Source organism: Comamonas sp. w2-DMI (assembly GCF_040187735.1).
GTDB lineage: Bacteria > Pseudomonadota > Gammaproteobacteria > Burkholderiales > Burkholderiaceae_C > Comamonas > Comamonas terrae.
In genome coordinates this window covers 104,797-123,114 of the sequence record NZ_JBANEL010000006.1, presented here as the reverse complement: position 1 = coordinate 123,114, position 18,318 = coordinate 104,797, and the positions used below count along the sequence as shown (strand labels likewise).

Genomic DNA, 18,318 nt, shown 5'->3' with positions numbered 1-18,318 from the left:
TCCGAAAAAAGAAATTTGTTTGACACAAGGCCGCGGAAGTGCCTAGACTTGCGTCGTGATTTCTTTTTTCGGAACTTAAAGTTCCAATTTTTCTAAAGGAGACAAGCGGTATGACTACAGCAGACAATCGTAAGGTGGGGCAGGGCGTGCAGAAGATGACGCCGTCGGAAGCATTCGTGGAGACCTGCGTCGCCAACGGCGTGACCGAGATGTTCGGCATCATGGGCTCGGCCTTCATGGACGCCATGGACATTTTTGCGCCGGCCGGCATCCGCCTGATTCCCGTGGTGCACGAACAGGGCGCGGCCCACATGGCCGACGGCTATGCCCGCGTCTCGGGCCGCCACGGCGTGGTCATCGGCCAGAACGGCCCCGGCATCTCCAACTGCGTCACCGGCATCGCCGCCGCCTACTGGGCGCACAGCCCGGTGGTGATCGTGACGCCCGAGACCGGCACCATGGGCATGGGCCTGGGGGGCTTCCAGGAGGCCAACCAGCTGCCCATGTTCCAGGAGTTCACCAAGTACCAGGGCCATGTCTGCAATCCCAAGCGCATGGCGGAATTCACGGGCCGCTGCTTCGACCGCGCCATGTCCGAGATGGGCCCCACGCAGCTGAACATTCCGCGCGACTATTTCTACGGCGAGATCGAGTGCGAGATTCCCAGGCCCATGCGCGTGGACCGCGGCCACGGCGGCGAGCAAAGCCTGCAGGCGGCCGTCGAGCTGCTCAAGACCGCCAGGTTCCCGGTGATCCTGGCCGGCGGCGGCGTGGTCATGGGCGATGCGGTGGAAGAAGCCAAGCAACTGGCCGAGCGCCTGGGCGCCCCCGTGGCCACCGGCTATCTGCGCAACGACGCCTTCCCCGCCAGGCATCCGCTGTGGGCCGGCCCGCTGGGCTACCAGGGCTCCAAGGCGGCCATGAAGCTCATCGCCCAGGCCGATGTGGTGATTGCGCTGGGATCGCGCATGGGTCCCTTCGGCACCCTGCCCCAGCACGGCATGGACTACTGGCCCAAGACTGCCAAGATCATCCAGGTCGAGGCCGACCACACCAATCTGGGCCTGGTCAAGAAGATCGCCGTGGGCATCCACGGTGACGCCAAGGCCGTGGCCGCCGAACTCGTGCGGCGCCTGGCGACCGAGACGCTGGAAAGCGACGCCACCAAGGGCGCGCGCGCCGACATCATCGCCACCGAAAAGCATGCCTGGGAAAAGGAACTCGACGGCTGGACCCACGAGCGCGATCCCTACAGCCTGGACATGATCGAGGAAGCCAAGGGCGAGAAGACGCCCACGGGCGGCAGCTACCTGCATCCGCGCCAGGTGCTGCGCGAGCTGGAAAAGGCCATGCCGGCGCGCGTCATGGTGTCCACCGACATCGGCAACATCAACTCGGTGGCCAACAGCTATCTGCGCTTCGACGAGCCGCGCAGCTTCTTCGCGCCCATGAGCTTCGGCAACTGCGGCTACGCGCTGCCCACCATCATCGGCGCCAAGTGCGCCGCGCCGGACCGCCCGGCCATCGCCTATGCCGGCGACGGTGCCTGGGGCATGAGCATGATGGAGATCATGACCGCCGTGCGCCACGACATTCCCGTCACGGCCGTGGTCTTCCACAACCGCCAGTGGGGCGCCGAGAAGAAGAACCAGGTGGACTTCTACAACCGCCGCTTCGTCGCGGGCGAACTCGAAAGCGAAAGCTTCGCCGGCATCGCCCAGGCCATGGGCGCCGAGGCCATCATCGTGGACCGCATCGAGGATGTAGGCCCTGCGCTGCAAAAGGCCATCGACCTGCAGATGAACCAGAAGAAGACCTGCGTCATCGAGATCATGTGCACCCGCGAACTCGGCGATCCCTTCCGCCGCGATGCGCTGAGCAAGCCCGTGCGCTTCCTCGAGAAGTACAAGGACTATGTCTGACACCCCCTGAGGCGCTTCGCGCCGCCCCCTCTTTCTGCGCGAGGGGGCGGCCCCCCCGGTGCGGGGCGGCGGGTCCGCCCACACCCGTCCCCGGTGTCCCCGGGATGGGCCGCGCCGGGGCATGTACTTTCCAGCAGGAGCTTTCATGGTCCCCCCACTTTCCCTTGCCGTGGCCGCCGGTGATGCGCCGGCCACGCCCCGCCCCCATCTGCAGCGGCTGCTCGACCGGGCCCGCGCCCTGGGCCCCCTGCCGGTGGCCGTGGCCTACCCCTGCGATGCGGGCTCCCTCCAGGCCGCGTTGCTGGCCGCACAGGACGGGCTGGTCACGCCGCTGCTCGTCGGCCCGCGCGCGCGCATCGAGGCCGCAGCCAGAGCCGCCGGACTGCCGCTGGACGGCCTTGCCATCCATGAGACCGAAGACGAGCCGCGCGCCGCCGCCGCCCGGGCGGCCGCCCTGTGCGGCAGCGGCCATGCCCGCGCGCTGATGAAAGGCAGCCTGCACAGCGACGAGCTGCTGGCCGCAGCCGTGGCGCGCGAAGCCGGCCTGCGCGGCAGCCGCCGGGCCAGCCATGTCTTCGTGATGGACCTTCCGGAATACGAACGCCCGCTGCTGATGACCGACTGCGTGGTCAACATCTCTCCCACGCTGATGGACAAGCGCGACATCGCCCAGAACGCCATCGACCTGGCCCGCGCCATCGGCATCGCGCAGCCGCGCGTGGCCGTGCTGTCGGCGGTCGAGACCGTCAATCCCGCGATCCCCGGCACCATCGATGCGGCCGCGCTGTGCAAGATGGCCGACCGCGGCCAGATCAGCGGCGCCATGCTCGACGGCCCGCTGGCCTACGACAACGCCATCTCGCTGCGCTCGGCCCGCCACAAGGGCATCGTTTCCGAAGTCGCGGGCCGCCCCGACATCCTGCTGGCGCCCGGCCTCGAAGCCGGCAACATGATCTACAAGCAGCTGGTCTACATGGCCGGCGCCGAATGCGCGGGCATCGTGCTGGGCATGCGCGTGCCCGTGGTGCTGACCAGCCGCTCCGATTCGGTGCCCAGCCGCATCGCCTCCTGCGCGCTGGCCGTGCTGGCCGCCGCCGGGGAGCAGCCATGAGCCAGAGCCCTTCCGCCGTCAAGGCTGCGCAGCCCTGGCTTGCCGGCCTTCACCTGCTGCCGGGCACCGCGCTGGCCGGCGTGATCGCGCTGGCCGCCACCTTCGTGTCCACGCTGCATGGCGGCCCGCAGCTGCTGTATGCGCTGTTCTTCGGCGTGGCCTTCCACTTCCTGAGCCAGGATGCGCGCGCCCGGCCCGGCATCGAGTTCTGCGCGCGCGGCGTGCTGCGCCTGGGCGTGGGCCTGCTGGGCGCGCGCATCACCGCGACCCAGATCGCCGGCCTGGGCTGGTCCACGGCGCTGACGGTCATCGCCGCCGTGGTCACCACCATTGCCTGCGGCTACTGGCTGGGCCGGCGGCTGGGCATGACCCGGCCGCAGGGCGTGCTGTCCGGCGGCGCCGTGGCCATCTGCGGGGCTTCGGCCGCGCTGGCCATCTCGTCCGTGCTGCCGCGCGACAAGGAAAGCGACCGCTTCACGCTGATGGTGGTGGTCACGGTGACCGTGCTGTCCACGGTCGCCATGGTGGCGTATCCGCTGATCGCCCGGGCCCTGAACCTGCCGCCCGAGCTGGCCGGCCTGTTCATCGGCGGCACCATCCACGACGTGGCCCAGGTGGTGGGCGCCGGCTACACCATCGACCAGGCCACGGGCGACTACGCGACCATCGTCAAGCTGTTTCGCGTGGCCATGCTGACCGTGGTGGTGGTGACGGTTTCGGCGCTGTTCAAGCGCCAGCGCGAAGCGGCCGCCGAGCAGCACAGCGGCAGCAAGCCGTCGCTGGTGCCCTGGTTCCTCTGGGTGTTCGTGGCGCTGGTGTGCATCAACTCCCTGGGCTGGGTGCCGCAAGCCGTGCAGCTGCAGCTCACGGACCTGTCGCGCCACTGCCTGGTACTGGCCATTGCGGCACTGGGCATCAAGACCTCGTTCCGGCAGCTGGCCCAGGCCGGCTGGCGCCCCTTCATGCTGCTGGTGGTCGAGACCGTCTGGATGGCCGCCTTCGTGCTGGTCGCGATACAGATGCGCTGAGCGCAGCCTCCCACGCCAAGCGCAGATACGAAAAAGCCCCAGAACCTTGCAGTTCTGGGGCTTGTCGTTTGGTGCGGCTGGCAGGAATCGAACCCACGACCCCTTGGTTCGTAGCCAAGTACTCTATCCAGCTGAGCTACAGCCGCATTGGCGGAGAGGGTGGGATTCGAACCCACGGTACGCTTGCACGTACGCCTGATTTCGAGTCAGGTACATTCGACCACTCTGCCACCTCTCCTGTGTCGAAGCTGAAATTCTAGCAGAGAATTTCAGCCGCTTTGGAAAACTCCGGCATTTTTTGCTGCGCTGCAGCTTCAGGCGCCGGTCTTCAGCAGCGTCTGGCCGCCCATATAGGGCACGAGCGCCTCGGGCACGGTCACCGAGCCGTCGGCGTTCTGGTAGTTCTCCAGCACGGCCACCAGTGTGCGGCCCACGGCCAGGCCGGAGCCGTTGAGCGTGTGCACCAGCTCGTTCTTGCCCTGGGCATTCTTGAAGCGCGCCTGCATGCGGCGGGCCTGAAAGGCTTCGCAGTTGGAGACCGAGCTGATCTCGCGGTAGGTGTTCTGCGCGGGCAGCCAGACTTCGAGGTCATAGGTCTTGGCCGCGCCAAAGCCCATGTCGCCCGTGCACAGGCTGACCACGCGGTAAGGCAGGCCCAGCTTCTGCAGCACGGCTTCGGCGTGGCCGGTCATCTCCTCCAGCGCCTCGTAGCTCTTTTCGGGATGCACGATCTGCACCATCTCGACCTTGTCGAACTGGTGCTGGCGGATCATGCCGCGCGTGTCGCGGCCGTAGCTGCCGGCTTCGGAGCGGAAGCAGGGGCTGTGGGCCGTGAACTTCAGCGGCAGCTGGTCTTCGGCCAGCACGGTATCGCGCACCAGGTTGGTCAGCGGCACTTCGGCCGTGGGGATCAGGTACAGCGCGGCGTTGTCGGGCACGGGTTCGCCGTCCTGGCCGCCCTTCTTGGCCGCGAACAGGTCGCCCTCGAACTTGGGCAGCTGGCCCGTGCCCTTGAGCGAGTCGCTGTTGACGATGTAGGGCACGTAGCACTCGGTGTAGCCGTGCGCCTCGGTCTGCAGGTCCAGCATGAACTGCGCCAGCGCGCGGTGCAGGCGCGCGATCTGGTTCTTCATGACCGTGAAGCGCGAGCCCGTGATCCGGGTGCCCGAGTCGAAATCCAGACCCAGCGGCGTGCCCACGTCCACATGGTCCTTGACCTCGAAGTCGAAGGCCCGAGGCGTACCCCAGCGGCGCACCTCGACATTGTCCTGCTCGTCGGCCCCCACGGGCACGCTTTCGTGCGGCAGGTTGGGCACGGCCACCAGCATGGCCTGCAGCTCGGCCTGGATCTGGTCCAGGCGCGCGGCCGACTGGTCCAGCTCGGTCTTCATGGCGCCCACTTCGGCCTTGGCGGCCTCGGCGGCATCCTTTTCGCCCTTGCCCATCAGCATGCCGATCTGCTTGGACAGCTGGTTACGCCTGGACTGCAGCTCCTCCGTGCGGGTCTGCAGCGCCTTGCGTTCCGCTTCCAGAGACTTGAAAGCCTCCACATTCAGGAACGCCTGCGGCTTTTTGCGGGTCTCCAGCCGTGCGACGGCGGAATCAAGGTCTTTGCGAAGAAGAAGGATATCGAGCATAGGGCGCGATTTTAGAGCGTCCGGGCGCGCCGGCTCGCCTGCGGGATTTGCCCCTGGTTACAGTTGCGGCACCGGATGCCGATGAATACCTGGGACCTGTTCACATAACGCACGTGGATCGCGTTGTGCAGCCTTGGGCGTCTGCGGCGTTGCACTCCTTGTGCGGGATGACACCCGCACGGCGTCGCGCGCCCAGCATTGACGCCTGTGCCTGGCTTGCGCGACCGCGAGGGTTATGTGAACAGGTCCTAGATGCAGGCTTTGAGGAGTTGCCATGTTTTTTGTCTTCGGCCCCAATGGCCAGATGGTTCGCAATGCGGCGCCGCATCTTTCGCCCGTCGGCGCCATCCGGCACACGGACAGGCCCCAGGCCCTGCGCACCCGCGCGGGCGGCCCGGACAGCGGCGCGGCAAGCGGCATGGGCAGCACGGCGCGCAACTTCCGGCAGGCCCTGGACCGCGCCGACGGGAACGCAGCCGCCCCCGACGCGGCACCGGCTCCGCGGCAGCCGGCGCAGCTGGCGCCCGCGGACAGCCCCCGCCCGCCCACCGCCGGCCAGGGCGCCGTCAATGCCTATCTGTCCACCACGAAAAGCCTGCACCCCGAACGCCGGCCGCTGCAGCATGTGGCCGACGTGATGAGCGTGCGCCCCGTGGCCGTGGAGCCCGACACCGTGGTCAACAACGCCTGGCAGCAGCTGGCCGAGCATGGCGTGGCCCAGGCCCCGGTGCTCAACAAGCAGGGCCGCGTGATCGGCCTGCTGCTGCGCGCCGACATGGCGCCGCTGGACCTGCTGCCCGAGCCCGGCGCGATTGCCCAGGCCATTGCGCTGGCGCGCCGGCCGGTGCGCGAGGTCATGCTGTCGCCCGTGCCGGCCGTCTCCCCCGACACCGACCTGCGCCGCGTGGCGTCCGCCCTGCTCGACACCGGCCTGCCGGGCCTGCCCGTGACCGACGAGAGCGGCGCGCTGATCGGCTTTGTCAGCCGCTCCGACATCCTCCAGGCCGTGGCGGCCGATCCGCCGCTGGATCTCTGGAGCTGATCCGTGCGCTATCGATAGCAAAGCGCCTTGCGCCAGCCATATGGACATTTCAAGGCGTTTCAGCCTTGAAGTCCAGATACAGCCTGCGCAAGGCGCTATGAAATCAGCGGCCCGTCTCGGGGGCCTTGCGCACTGCGATCTCCAGCCCCGTGGCGGTGTCGATCTTCAGGCCCTTGGGCAGCGGGAACTTCACGGTTTCCTCGATGCCATCCATCTTGCGCACGGCCACGGCGCCCAGCTGCCTGATGCGGGCGATGACTTCGTCGACCAGCACCTCGGGCGCGGAAGCTCCGGCCGTCAGGCCCACGCGCGCCGCATTGGCAAACCATTCCTCCCGCAGTTCGCCCGCGTTGTCCACCATGTAGGCCGGCGTGCCCAGGCGGGCGGCCAGCTCGCGCAGGCGGTTGCTGTTGGAACTGGTGGGGCTGCCCACGACGATGACCAGGTCCACCTGGGGCGCGAGGATCTTCACGGCGTCCTGGCGGTTCTGCGTGGCGTAGCAGATGTCCTGCTGCTTGGGCTCGCGCACGTTCGGAAAGCGCGCGCGGATCGCGGCCTTGATGCCGGCGGCGTCGTCCACGCTCAGGGTGGTCTGGGTGACCACGGCCAGCCTTTCGGTCTGGCGCGGCTGCACGCGGGCCACATCGGCCTCGTCTTCCACCAGGTGGATGCCTTCGGACAGCTGGCCCATGGTGCCTTCCACCTCGGGGTGGCCCTTGTGGCCGATCATCAGGAACTCGTAGCCTTCCTTGGCCAGCTTGGCCACTTCCACATGCACCTTGGTGACCAGCGGGCAGGTGGCGTCGAAGATGGCAAAGCCGCGGCGCTCGGCCTCCTGCTGCACGGCCTTGGAGACGCCGTGGGCGCTGAACACCAGCGTGGCGCCGGGCGGCACTTCGTCGAGCTCCTCGATGAAGATGGCGCCCTTGGACTTGAGGTCGTTGACCACGAAGGTGTTGTGCACGATCTCGTGGCGCACGTAGATGGGCGCGCCGAACTTGGCCAGCGCCCGCTCCACGATCTCGATGGCACGGTCCACGCCCGCGCAGAAGCCGCGCGGCTCGGCCAGCAGGACTTCCTTGGCTCCTACCATTTCAATACCCCCGGGCGCTGCGCACCACTCGCACAGCATGACACTGGCGCACCCGAAGCGCGGGACGGCCAGCAAGGGTCGCCCCGCAGCAGGGGCTGCCCCAGCAAAGGCCGTCGCCCCCCTTGAAGGGGGAAGCTGCACAGCAGCTCAGGGGGTGCGCCATGTCACAGCACTCCGATGATCTTGACTTCGAACGTCACCGGCTGGCCGGCCAGCGGGTGGTTGAAGTCGAACAGCACGGCGCCGTCCTCGCGCACCTGCACCACGGCGCCGGCGTAGCTGCCGGAGCCGTCGGGCGTGGGGAACTGCACCACGTCGCCGGCCGCGTACTGCTCGTGCGGGTCGCCCAGCTCGTTCATGAGCTTGCGCGCCACCCACTGCATCATGTCCGGGTTGCGCTCGCCGAAGGCCTCGCCCGCGGGCAGCTCGAACGTGGTGTGCGTGCCTTCGGGCAGGCCCAGCAGGCGCTCCTCGACCGCGGGGGACAGCTCGCCCGCGCCCAGCGACAGCGTGGCGGGCTTGTCGTTGAAGGTGTTGATCACGTCGCCGGCCGGGCCGGCCAGGCGGTAGTGCAGCGTGAGAAAGGAGCCGGCCTGGACAACAGGCTGTTCGGAAGAGGTTGCGCTTGTGGTCATGAAAGTCCCGATAAACTGGCCCGCATTGTAGAAAATCCCCCATACCCCCACCCCCATGCCCATCAAAGACCTGCCCCTGGATGCCCAGCCGCGCGAGAAGCTCGCACAGCGGGGCCCGGCCGCGCTTTCGGATGCCGAGCTGCTGGCCGTCATCCTGCGCACGGGCATGGCGGGCAAGTCGGTGCTGCAGATGGCCCAGGAGCTGCTGCAGCTGCCGGGCGCAGGCGGGCTGGCCGGCCTGCTGGCCGCCAGCTACCGGGATCTGAGCGCGGTCAAGGGCCTGGGCCCGGCCAAGCGGGCCGAACTCATGGCCGTGCTGGAACTGGCGCGGCGCGCCACGGCCCAGCAGCTGCGCGAGCGCGAGGTTTTTTCCTCGCCCCAGGCGGTCAAGCACTTTCTGCAGCTGCACCTGGCCGCCAAGCCCCATGAAGTCTTTGCCGTGCTGTTCCTGGACAGCCAGCACCGCCTGCTGGCGCTGGAGGAAATGTTCAGGGGCACGCTGACGCAGACCTCGGTCTACCCGCGCGAAGTCGTGCTGCGCGCGCTGCACCACCAGGCCGCAGCCGTCATCCTGGCGCACAACCATCCCAGCGGCCAGGTCGCGCCCAGCAGCGCCGACCGGTCGCTGACGGCCACGCTCAAATCGGCCCTGGCCCTGATCGACGTACGCGTGCTCGACCATGTCATCGTGGCGCCCGGCGCCGCCCTGTCCATGGCCGAGGAGGGCCTGCTTTGAACCACGCCCGCCACAGCCTGCAGGACCTGGCCGGCATCTCGCGCCAGCTCAGGGCCGCGCGCGAGCAGGCCGAAGCCCTGGCCCGGGCGCAGGCCGAAGCCCGCGCGGCGCGCGAACGCGAGCGCAATCTGTTTGCGCTCACCGTCGGCAAGGTCCGGCCGCTGCGCGCGCGCAACGAGGTGAGCTTTCAGGATCCCGCACCCGCGCCGCTCCCCCTGCAGCTGGCCATCGACGAGCAGAAGGTGCTGCGCGAGGCCATGAGCGACGAGTTCGACGTGAGCACCCTGCTCGACGTGGACGACCAGCTCAGCTTCCGGCGCCCGGGCATCGGCCTGGATGTAACGCGAAAGCTGCGCGGCGGGCACTGGAGCATCCAGCGCCAGCTGGACCTGCACGGCCTGCGCTCGGACGAGGCGCGCGAGGCGCTGGGCCAGTTCATCCGCCTGTCCCACCGCACCGGCATACGCTGCGTGCGCATCGTCCACGGCAAGGGCCTGGGCTCGCCGGGCCGCACGCCGGTGCTCAAGGCCAAGGTGCAGCGCTGGCTGGTGCAGAAGAAGGAAGTGCTGGCCTTTGTGCAGGCCCGCCCACTGGACGGCGGCGCCGGCGCGCTGGTGGTGCTGCTGCAGCCGGGCAAGCGCCGGATGCCCTGAGCGCCATGTCGGCCCCGCATGCACGGGCCGGCGCCCCCACCCTACACACTTGCTCAAGATTCTTGCATCCGGCTAACAGGGGCGCCTGACACAATCGCGGGTTTGCCTCGCCCATAGCCCTCCGGAAAAATTGCCATGCCCCCTGTTTCACTGCCCCCGCTGCGCCTGGCCGCCAGCCTCTTGACCCTGACCGCGGCGCTGGCAGGCTGCGGAGGAGGCGATGGCTCGGACGCCCCGGCAACTTCCGCGCCGCGGGCGGAAAGCAGCACCGCCCAACACACGCCCATGCAGGTGCTGGTGCCCGCCTATTTCAATCCCAGTCCCGGCTGGGACGACATCACCAGGGGCGCGAAGGCCTATCCGGACGTGAAGATCACGGCCATCCTGAATCCGGAAAACGGCAACTTCACCCAGGCCAACAGCCAGTTCACCGATGCCATCAATGCCTTCAGGGCGCAAGGCGGCCGCGTGGTGGGCTATGTCGCCACCGGCTATGGCAGCCGCTCCATGGGCGCAGTGAAGGCCAACGTCGACAACTACCTCAGGCTCTACCCCGGCGTCAGCGGCTTCTTCCTCGACGAAATGGCCGCCAAGAGCGACCAGCTGGCGTTCTACCGCGAGATTTACGAGTACATCAAAGGCAAGAGCGCAGACCTGCAGGTCATCGGCAATCCCGGCACCTTTCCCGACGGTGCGTATGCAGGCATTACCGATGCCCTGGTCACCTTCGAAGGCCTTGAAACGGATTACCGCCAGATCAACCCGCAGCCCCAGAGCACCTGGGTCTATGACAGGCCCACGACGGCCCAGGCCATGCTGGTGCACAACGCGCCCACCTGCGCCGTCATGCAGAACACGCTGAAAACCGCCGATCTGCCACGCACCCACACCGGCCTGGCGTATGTGACATCGCTGGAATATGACCCCCGCACCGACGTCGGCAACCCCTGGGCCGCCCTGCCGTCCTACTGGACGCAACTGCTGGGCTCGGTCGATGCGCTGAACAAGAACCAGCCCCTGCCCTCCTGCTGATTCGCCTGCCCCGCCCAACGACGGCAGAGACAAAGGCCCGGCCCCTGCACTGCAGGGCCCGGGCCTTTCCGTGGCGAGCCGGCGCCATCCGCTCTGCCGCCGCCAGGGCCAGGCAGAGCGTGAACGCGGCGGTTATCTGGACAGGTCGATCCTGTAGACCGACATGCCCTTGCCGGAGCCGTCGTCGGCCGCCAGCAGCGAGACGCCGTCGAGGCCGGCCGCCTGGGCCACCGAGATGGCATCCGGGCCCGAGCTGAACACCACGTTGCCTGCGGTTTTCACCGGCGTGAAGCGCCAGCTCCTGGCCGCGCCGTTGGCCGCGCGCGTCACCTGCGGATGCGCGCGCACGTACTTGATGACCACGTCGCGGTTGGCATCGGGCGAGGCCCAAATGGTCGAGGAACCGTCCAGCTTGGCAATGAAGCTCTTGCCGCTGGTGGCGCGATAGTTGTTCGTGGCGATCACGAATTCCTGCCGGAGGTCGATGGGCTGCCCCTTGTAGCTCAGGTTCCTGATGCGGCTGCCCTTGGCCTGGGTCACGTCGATCTCGTACTGCACGTCCGGCGTGGTGAACATGTCGAAGTTGTAGCCGGGGAAGCTGCTGATGAGTTGCTGGTCCTGCGCATTGTTCACGTCGATGCGGTTGAAGCGCTGGGCCGCGGCCTCCAGCCAGTCCTTGATGTCGGCGCCGTTGACCTTGACCGCGTACACCGTGTTCGGATACAGGTACAGGTCGGCCGCGTTGTAGATGGCCAGAGGACCCTGGGCCACGTCGGTGAAGTCCTTGCCGCCCTGGAAGCCGGACTTGAACGGCGCGCTGACCGAGAGCACGGGCAGCTGCGCGTACTGCGGCAGGTTGGCCTGCACGTATTCGGCCACATGGGCCTGCTGCGCCTGGTTCACGATCTGGATGGCACCGGGGTCGCCCACATCGGCAAACAGCGTGCTCATGCGGAAATCCGTGCTGCCGATCGGCGTCTTCACGTACTGGATGGCCGCCTGGTGCTGGCTTTCGATCAGCGGCGCCACCGCGGGGTCCGCATCGACGAACACATTGGCGCCCGCGGCATCCTTGGCCTGGATATTGCGCAGTTCGCTCTTGCTGCCGCTCTTGTCCACGCTCCAGGCCTTGCCGTCCCAATGGAGCGCCAGCTGGATCACGCCCAGCGCCTTGCCCCAGGAACTGGCCATGACGGCGGGCACGCCGTTGATGGTGCCGGCCGCATTGTCCACGCCGGCCTGGCTGAAGGCCGGCTTGGCCGACGGATCGGGAAACACGCTGTGCTGGTGGCCCATGACCATGGCGTCGATGCCCGCCACCCTGGACAGGTACAGGCCCGGGTTTTCCATCGTCGGGGAATATGCGCTGCCGTCCAGCCCGCCATGCAGCAGCGCCACGACGATGTCCGCCCCCTTGGCACGCAGCTCGGGCACATACTTTTGCGCACTCTCCACCGCGCCTTCGGTATAGACCTTGCCGTCCAGGTGGCGCTTGTCCCAGCTCATGATGCCGGGCGTGGTGAAGCCGATCACGCCGATCTTGATCGGCAGCCGGACCTCCTTGCCGTCACTGCTTCTGGCCACCAGCGTGCGCTGCAGCAGCGCATAGGGCTGCACCAGCGGCTTGCCGGTCTTGCTGCTGTAGACATTGGCCAGCACGGCCGGATAGCCGTTGCCCGCGCATTTTTGCGCGGCATCGACGCCATCGACCTCCATGCCGCCGCCCAGCACCTGGTTGAGGAACGGCAGGCCGTAGTTGAATTCGTGGTTGCCCAGCGTGCCCGCATCGAAGCCCAGCGCCCCCATGGCCTTGTACATGGACAGCTGCTGGCTGCAGGCAATGGGCTTGACCTCTGCCTCGTAGTCGGCCAGGGCCGTGCCCTGGATGGTGTCGCCGTTGTCCACGAGCAGCGTGTTGGCGAATTCCTTGCGCGCCTGGCGCACCAGCGTGGCAGTGCGCTCGAAGCCGTAGGTCTTGTCCTCGGCCAGCTTGAAGTAGTCGTAGCTGCGCACATTGAAGTGCAGGTCCGTGGTTTCCAGCACGGCCAGGGTGGCCGTGGCCGGCTGGCCCGCGCCTGCCGCATCGGCGCTGTCGCTGCCGCCGCAGGCGGCCAGCAGGGCTGCGCTGGCCAGGGTGCCCAGCGCGAGCCGGCGTGAAAGAAAATAACGATTCAGGGAATGCAGATGTCGCAGCGGCATGAGATTCGGCTGGAGTCAGAAAGCCACCGAGTGTCCATGCGGGCTTTGACAGCGCCGTGACATCGCCGGGCCGCCGCGCTGCCCCGGCACTCCGCCTGGCCGCCGCGCGCCGCAACGGCCCTGTCTCAGCACTCGACCACGTTGACCGCCAGGCCGCCCAGCGACGTCTCCTTGTAGGTGGATTTCATGTCCTCGCCGGTCTGCTTCATGGTGCGGATCACGGTATCGAGCGAGACATAGTGGCTGCCATCGCCGCGCAGCGCCATGCGCGCGGCATTGATGGCCTTGACGGCGCCCATGGCGTTGCGTTCCACGCAGGGAATCTGCACCAGGCCGCCGACCGGATCGCAGGTCAGGCCCAGGTTGTGCTCCATGCCGATCTCGGCCGCGTTCTCCACCTGCTGCGGCGTACCGCCCTGCACCGCCGCCAATGCGCCGGCCGCCATGGAGCAGGCCACGCCCACCTCGCCCTGGCAGCCGACCTCGGCGCCCGAGATCGAGGCATTGGCCTTGTAGAGCATGCCGATGGCTCCGGCGGTGAGCAGGAAATCCTGCACGCCGCGCTCGCCGGCGCCGGGCACGAAGCGTGTGTAGTAGTGCAGCACCGCCGGCACGATGCCGGCCGCGCCGTTGGTGGGCGCCGTCACCACGCGCCCGCCGGCCGCGTTCTCCTCGTTGACGGCCATGGCATAGGCATTGACCCAGTCCATGGCGGCCAGCGGATCGGCGCCGTCGCCGGTCGACAGGCTGCGGTACAGCTCGGGCGCACGGCGGCGCATGTGCAGGCTGCCGGGCAGCGGCGCCCGGGCCTCGGGATTGTCCTGGCCGAAGCCGCGGCGCACGCAGTCCTGCATCACCTGCCAGATATGCGTGAGGCCGGTGCGAACCTCGGCCTCGGAGCGCCACGCGCATTCGTTGGCCATGACCAGCTCGGCAATCGAGAGGCCTTCCAGCCGCGCGAGCGCGATCAGCTCGTCGCCGCTGGCAAACGGGTAGGGATGGCGCACGACATGCCCGGTGCCCGCAGGCGCCGTGGCGCCGCCCTCGACGACGAAGCCGCCGCCGACAGAGAAGTAATGCGCTTCGCGCAGCAGCGCGCCCTCGGTGTCGAAGGCCGCCAAACGCATGGCGTTCGGATGCTCGGGCAAGCTGCGCTCGCCGAGGAAGGCGATGTCCTCGCGGCTGTCGAACGCGATGCGCCGGCTGCCCAACAGCGCCAGTCCCTGCCCGGTGCGCACGGCGGCCACGCGCGGCGCCACGCTGGCCGGGTCCACGGTATCGGGCGCCTCGCCCATCAGCCCCAGCAGCACGCCCAGGTCGGTCGCGTGGCCGCGGCCCGTGGCGCCCAGCGAGCCGAACAGCTGCACCTGCACGCGGGCCGTGCGCTGCAGCAGCCCCCGTTCCTGCAATGAGCGCGCGAACATCAGCGCCGCGCGCATGGGCCCCACGGTGTGGGAGCTGGACGGGCCGATGCCGATCTTGAAGATGTCGAACACGGAAAGCATCACCACCTCCACAAGCCGGCGGGCTGTCAGGCCACGGGCAACTGTTTCTTCACCAGCTCCACCCAGTAGGCCGCGCCCAGCGGCAGGATGTTGTCGTTGAAATCGTAGTACGGGTTGTGCACCGGCGGATCGTTGGGGCCTTCGCCCGCGCCGATCACGATATAGGCCCCCGGGCGCTTTTGCAGCATGAAGGCGAAGTCCTCCGAGCCCATGGTGGGCTGGATGTCGGTGTGCACCTTGTCGGCGCCGACCAGAGTGGCGGCGGCAGCCACGGCCGCATCGGTCTCGGCGGCCGTGTTGATCACGCCCGGATAGCCGTAGCGGTAGTCCAGCGCCACCGTGGCGCCATGCGTGCGGCCCACGCCTTCGCAGATCTGGCGCATGGCGGCCACGGTCTTTTCCTGCACGCCGGCGTCCAGCGTGCGCACCGTGCCGCGCAGCACGACCTGCTCGGGGATCACGTTCCAGGTGTCGCCGCCATGGATCTGCGTGACGCTGACCACGGCCGAGTCCGTGGCCTTGGTGCGGCGGCTGACGACGGTCTGCAGCGCATTCACGAGCTGCGCCGCGACCACCACGGAGTCGATGCCGGTCTCGGGCATGGCGCCATGGCTGCCCTTGCCCGTGACGGTGATCTCGAAGGTGTCGAGAAAGGCCGTCATCACGCCGGTGCGGATCGCGAACTGGCCGCGCGGCAGGCCGGGCATGTTGTGCATGCCGTAGACCGCGTCGGCGGGAAACTGCTCGAACAGGCCCTGCTCGACCATCACGCGGCCACCGCCCTCGTTCTCTTCGGCGGGCTGGAACACGAAGTGCACCGTGCCCTGGAAGGGCTTGTGCTGCGCCAGGTGCGCGGCCGCGCCCAGCAGCATGGCCGTGTGGCCGTCATGGCCGCAGGCGTGCATCTTGCCGGCGCAGCGCGAGGCATGGGCCTGCGCGCCCAGCTCCTGCATGTTCAGCGCATCCAGGTCGGCGCGCAGCGCGATGCTCGGGCCGTCGCCGTTGGCGAGCGTGCCCACCACGCCCGTGCCGGCCAGGCCGCGGTGCACGGGAATGCCCATCAGCGCCAGCGCATTGGCCACCACGTTGGCCGTGCGGCTTTCCTCGAAGGCGGTTTCGGGGTTGGCATGGATGTCGCGGCGCCAGGCCACCATGCTCTGGCGGATGTCTTCGGAAATCTCGGGTTCTCTGTACATGCTTGTGTCCTCGTTCGGATGAGGGGCAAGGCGCAGCGCGAACGGCTGCGTCAATGGAAGAATTCGGCGATCAGCGTGGCGCCGAGGAAGGTACCCGCGGTGGCGGTCAGCGACACCACCACGATGCGCCAGCCCAGGCGGCGGAACAGCGGCAGGTCCTTGGCGACCGAAAAGCCCGCCAGCGCCAGCACCGGCGTCGTGAAGGCCATGAAATTGAGCTTGCCCGTGAAGGCCAGCACGGCGTCGCTGAAGGGCAGCAGCCCGGGCACGCCGATGACGGTCGCCAGGATGGACAGCACCAGCAGCAGCGGCATGCGCGGCAGCAGGCGCTTGGCGATCTCGGCCACGGCCACGATGAGCACCATGACGAGCATGCCCTCCAGCGACACCAGCACCGGCACCTTGTACGACAGCGCATTGCCGGTCGCCACGCCGCCGGCCATCACGAGCCAGGCCAGCGCCGTATCGCCCAGCGAAAGACCGTGCGCCGCGGGGGCGGAGCCGGCCATGTCGGGCGCCGACTCCTGCAGGGGCTGGCGGCCCCGCCTTGTCATGCGGCCCAGCACGGGTTCGAGCTTGCCGTACAGCCAGGAGCAGGCCGGCAGCGACAGAAACAGCGTGAAGTAAAAGCCCGCCACCGACGTCAGCAGATTCGAGGCCGCCGCAATGGCCGTCACCTGGGGCACCGCTTCAGGCGGCACCTGGGCGCTGATCGCGCCCAGCGCCGCCGCCATCAGGCTGCCCGAACCCACGCCGGCGCCCATGGCCAGCGAACGCGGATCGAAGATGTGCAGGCTGGCGATGAAACCCGCCAGCACCGCGATGAACACCGCGCCCAGCACCGTGCCGGTGATGTACTCGGCCAGCACGCCGCGCCCTTCGGGGGAGGCCATGCCGTACTTCTCGCTGATGATGGCGATGTTGCCCTCGCGGCCTACCGAGAACGTGGAGCCCACGGCCTCGCGCTTGATGCCCAGCAGCAGGGCCAGCGGCAGGCCCAGCGCCAGCGTGCCGAAAGCATGGCCGAACTCCTGGAAGAACAGCGCCCAGCCGGCCTGCCGCACCATGGGCAGGGCCGCGCCCACCGTGAGCGAGAGCTTGACCACGAACAGCATCAGCGCCGCATTGAGCAGGGCGCCCGCCAGGCTCTGCAGGCCGGTGCCTATGCGCAGCGCGCCCGGCAGGCGCCGCTGCGCCACGCCCCAGACCGCCGCCATCAGCAGCGCCCACAGCATGGGCATCAGCACCACCTGCCCGGGGCCCAGCTTGAACTTGGCCGAACCTATGGATTCCGCCAGCGCGACGATGGCGAGGACGGTGAGCGCCAGGCGGAGCTTGCCGGCTCCCGTGACCCGGGCCGGCGCATCGCCATGCCCTGCCACACCGGAGGAAGATGCTGCGACAGAATTCATAGGGTTTTCCCTATATCGTGAGGTAAGATAGTGGACACTTGCCAGGCAGCCCCGCGCTGCATTGACAGCGCCAAAGTGTCATCGTCCTGTCTTGTTGCATCAATGATGCAAAATCGGGATATTTGTTGCATTGAATGCAACGCAGCAAGCCGACACGCCATGCCCCCCGCCCTGCAAGACACCCTGGATTCCCGCCGCCTGCGCTATTTCATGCAGGTGCTGGAGCACGGCTCGGTGCGCGGCGCGGCCGAAGCCCTGGACATGGACCCCTCGGCCGTGAGCCGCGCCATCGGTCTGCTGGAGCAGGAATGCGGCGCGCGCCTGCTGGAGCGCCACGGCCGCGGCGTGGTGCCCACCGAGGCTGGCCTGCTGCTGGCCGACTACCAGCGCCGTCAGAACAGCGAGCAGCGCCAGCTGCTCGCGCAGTTCGACAGCATCCGCAAGCTCGAGCGCGGCCATATCGACATCGTGGCCGGCGAGGGTTTCATCGACTGGCTCATGCGCCACAGCCTGCGCGACTTCATGGCCGAATACCCGGGGATCACGGTGGACATCGAGGTCGGCAGTACCGACGACATCGTGGAGCGCATCGTCGAGCAGCATGCCCATATCGGCCTGGTTTTCCAGCCGCCGCTTGACGAGCGGCTGCGTACCCACCACTCGCATCCCCAGCCCATCGAGGCCCTGGTGCTGCAGGCGCATCCGCTGACGCAGCTGCAGCGCCCGCTGCTCCTGGCCGACCTGGTGCCCTATCCGGGCGCCATGCTGCACCGGGGCTTCGGCGTGCGCCAGCACATCGAGGCCGCCGAAATCAGCGAGGGCCTGCGCCTGCAGCCCGCGCTGACCACCACCTCGTTCAACGCCATCGCCCATTTCGTGACCGCCGGCCTCGGCTATGCCCTGGGCGCGCGCATGCCCATGCCGGCCTACGAGATCAGCGGCGAGCGCGTCGTGGCCCTGCCCATGGCCAATCCGCTGCTGTCGCAGGGCCAGGCCAAGGTCGTCACCCGCCAGGGCCGGCAACTGCCGCCGGCCGCCGGCGTGCTGCTGCAGCGCATCGTGGCCGATATCAAGCACCGCGCGCTGGCCTGAGCCCTGCCAGCGCCGTGCAGCATGG

At 68.3% G+C, this 18,318-nt stretch carries 15 protein-coding genes and 2 tRNA genes; 8 read left to right on the top strand and 9 right to left on the bottom strand.

Annotated elements, in window-relative coordinates:
• The first annotated feature begins 110 nt into the window (after positions 1–110).
• From xsc to V8Z74_RS08665, 3 genes are all read left to right on the top strand, one after another.
• Positions 111–1,922 carry a sulfoacetaldehyde acetyltransferase gene (gene xsc, locus V8Z74_RS08675; RefSeq protein ID WP_349708895.1) on the top strand — a complete coding sequence of 604 codons (1,812 nt, stop codon included), beginning with the start codon at positions 111–113 and terminating at the stop codon, positions 1,920–1,922.
• A 145-nt stretch (positions 1,923–2,067) separates the two neighbouring features.
• Positions 2,068–3,033, top strand: coding sequence for a bifunctional enoyl-CoA hydratase/phosphate acetyltransferase (locus V8Z74_RS08670; protein ID WP_349708894.1), 966 nt, complete (start codon positions 2,068–2,070; stop codon positions 3,031–3,033).
• Positions 3,030–4,061, top strand: a complete 1,032-nt coding sequence (locus V8Z74_RS08665) for a YeiH family protein (protein ID WP_349708893.1) — start codon at positions 3,030–3,032, stop codon at positions 4,059–4,061. The genes V8Z74_RS08670 and V8Z74_RS08665 overlap by 4 nt, the downstream gene beginning before the upstream one ends.
• A gap of 69 nt (positions 4,062–4,130) precedes the next feature.
• Here the strand turns inward: V8Z74_RS08665 and V8Z74_RS08660 are convergent.
• The 3 genes from V8Z74_RS08660 to serS form a co-directional block, all read right to left on the bottom strand.
• Positions 4,131–4,207, bottom strand: a tRNA-Arg gene (locus V8Z74_RS08660).
• 2 nt (positions 4,208–4,209) lie between these two features.
• Positions 4,210–4,299, bottom strand: a tRNA-Ser gene (locus V8Z74_RS08655).
• Between the two features lie 76 nt (positions 4,300–4,375).
• The gene (gene serS, locus V8Z74_RS08650; RefSeq protein ID WP_349708892.1) at positions 4,376–5,698 is read right to left on the bottom strand and encodes a serine--tRNA ligase; all 1,323 of its coding nucleotides are present in this window, start codon (positions 5,696–5,698) and stop codon (positions 4,376–4,378) included.
• A 274-nt stretch (positions 5,699–5,972) separates the two neighbouring features.
• On the opposite strand from serS, the gene V8Z74_RS08645 reads away from it, so the two are divergent.
• Positions 5,973–6,740 (top strand): CBS domain-containing protein, encoded by a 768-nt coding sequence (locus V8Z74_RS08645; RefSeq protein WP_349708891.1) that lies wholly within the window; start codon positions 5,973–5,975, stop codon positions 6,738–6,740.
• A 103-nt stretch (positions 6,741–6,843) separates the two neighbouring features.
• Here the strand turns inward: V8Z74_RS08645 and ispH are convergent, their stop codons facing one another.
• Both ispH and V8Z74_RS08635 read right to left on the bottom strand, forming a co-directional pair.
• Complete coding sequence (gene ispH / locus V8Z74_RS08640) at positions 6,844–7,833, bottom strand: 4-hydroxy-3-methylbut-2-enyl diphosphate reductase (RefSeq protein ID WP_066477956.1); 990 nt, start codon at positions 7,831–7,833, stop codon at positions 6,844–6,846.
• Positions 7,834–7,997: 164 nt separating this feature from the next.
• On the bottom strand, positions 7,998–8,468 hold the full coding sequence (locus tag V8Z74_RS08635; protein ID WP_349708890.1) for an FKBP-type peptidyl-prolyl cis-trans isomerase: 471 nt from the start codon (positions 8,466–8,468) through the stop codon (positions 7,998–8,000).
• Positions 8,469–8,523: 55 nt separating this feature from the next.
• Here V8Z74_RS08635 and radC point away from each other — a divergent pair, with 55 nt between their 5' ends.
• The 3 genes from radC (at position 8,524) to V8Z74_RS08620 (ending at position 10,889) form a co-directional block, all read left to right on the top strand.
• Positions 8,524–9,204 (top strand): RadC family protein, encoded by a 681-nt coding sequence (radC, locus tag V8Z74_RS08630; protein ID WP_349708888.1) that lies wholly within the window; start codon positions 8,524–8,526, stop codon positions 9,202–9,204.
• Entirely contained in the window at positions 9,201–9,857 is a 657-nt protein-coding gene (locus V8Z74_RS08625; protein WP_066477952.1) for a Smr/MutS family protein, read from the top strand. Before radC ends, V8Z74_RS08625 begins: the two co-directional genes overlap by 4 nt.
• Before the next feature lie 135 nt (positions 9,858–9,992).
• Entirely contained in the window at positions 9,993–10,889 is an 897-nt protein-coding gene (locus V8Z74_RS08620) for a spherulation-specific family 4 protein (RefSeq protein WP_349708887.1), read from the top strand.
• Between the two features lie 132 nt (positions 10,890–11,021).
• Here the strand turns inward: V8Z74_RS08620 and V8Z74_RS08615 are convergent, their stop codons facing one another.
• From V8Z74_RS08615 to V8Z74_RS08600, 4 genes are all read right to left on the bottom strand, one after another.
• On the bottom strand, positions 11,022–13,088 hold the full coding sequence (locus V8Z74_RS08615) for a bifunctional 2',3'-cyclic-nucleotide 2'-phosphodiesterase/3'-nucleotidase (RefSeq protein ID WP_349708886.1): 2,067 nt from the start codon (positions 13,086–13,088) through the stop codon (positions 11,022–11,024).
• A 125-nt stretch (positions 13,089–13,213) separates the two neighbouring features.
• Positions 13,214–14,596 carry an L-serine ammonia-lyase gene (locus tag V8Z74_RS08610; protein WP_349708988.1) on the bottom strand — a complete coding sequence of 461 codons (1,383 nt, stop codon included), beginning with the start codon at positions 14,594–14,596 and terminating at the stop codon, positions 13,214–13,216.
• A gap of 23 nt (positions 14,597–14,619) precedes the next feature.
• Positions 14,620–15,789: a M20 aminoacylase family protein gene (locus V8Z74_RS08605; protein ID WP_349708885.1), complete on the bottom strand. Its 1,170-nt coding sequence runs from the start codon at positions 15,787–15,789 to the stop codon at positions 14,620–14,622.
• A gap of 50 nt (positions 15,790–15,839) precedes the next feature.
• Positions 15,840–17,201, bottom strand: coding sequence for a DUF3100 domain-containing protein (locus V8Z74_RS08600; protein WP_349708884.1), 1,362 nt, complete (start codon positions 17,199–17,201; stop codon positions 15,840–15,842).
• Positions 17,202–17,372: 171 nt separating this feature from the next.
• Between V8Z74_RS08600 and V8Z74_RS08595 the strand changes: the two genes are divergently transcribed.
• The gene (locus tag V8Z74_RS08595; protein ID WP_349708987.1) at positions 17,373–18,293 is read left to right on the top strand and encodes a LysR family transcriptional regulator; all 921 of its coding nucleotides are present in this window, start codon (positions 17,373–17,375) and stop codon (positions 18,291–18,293) included.
• The last annotated feature ends 25 nt before the right edge of the window (positions 18,294–18,318 follow it).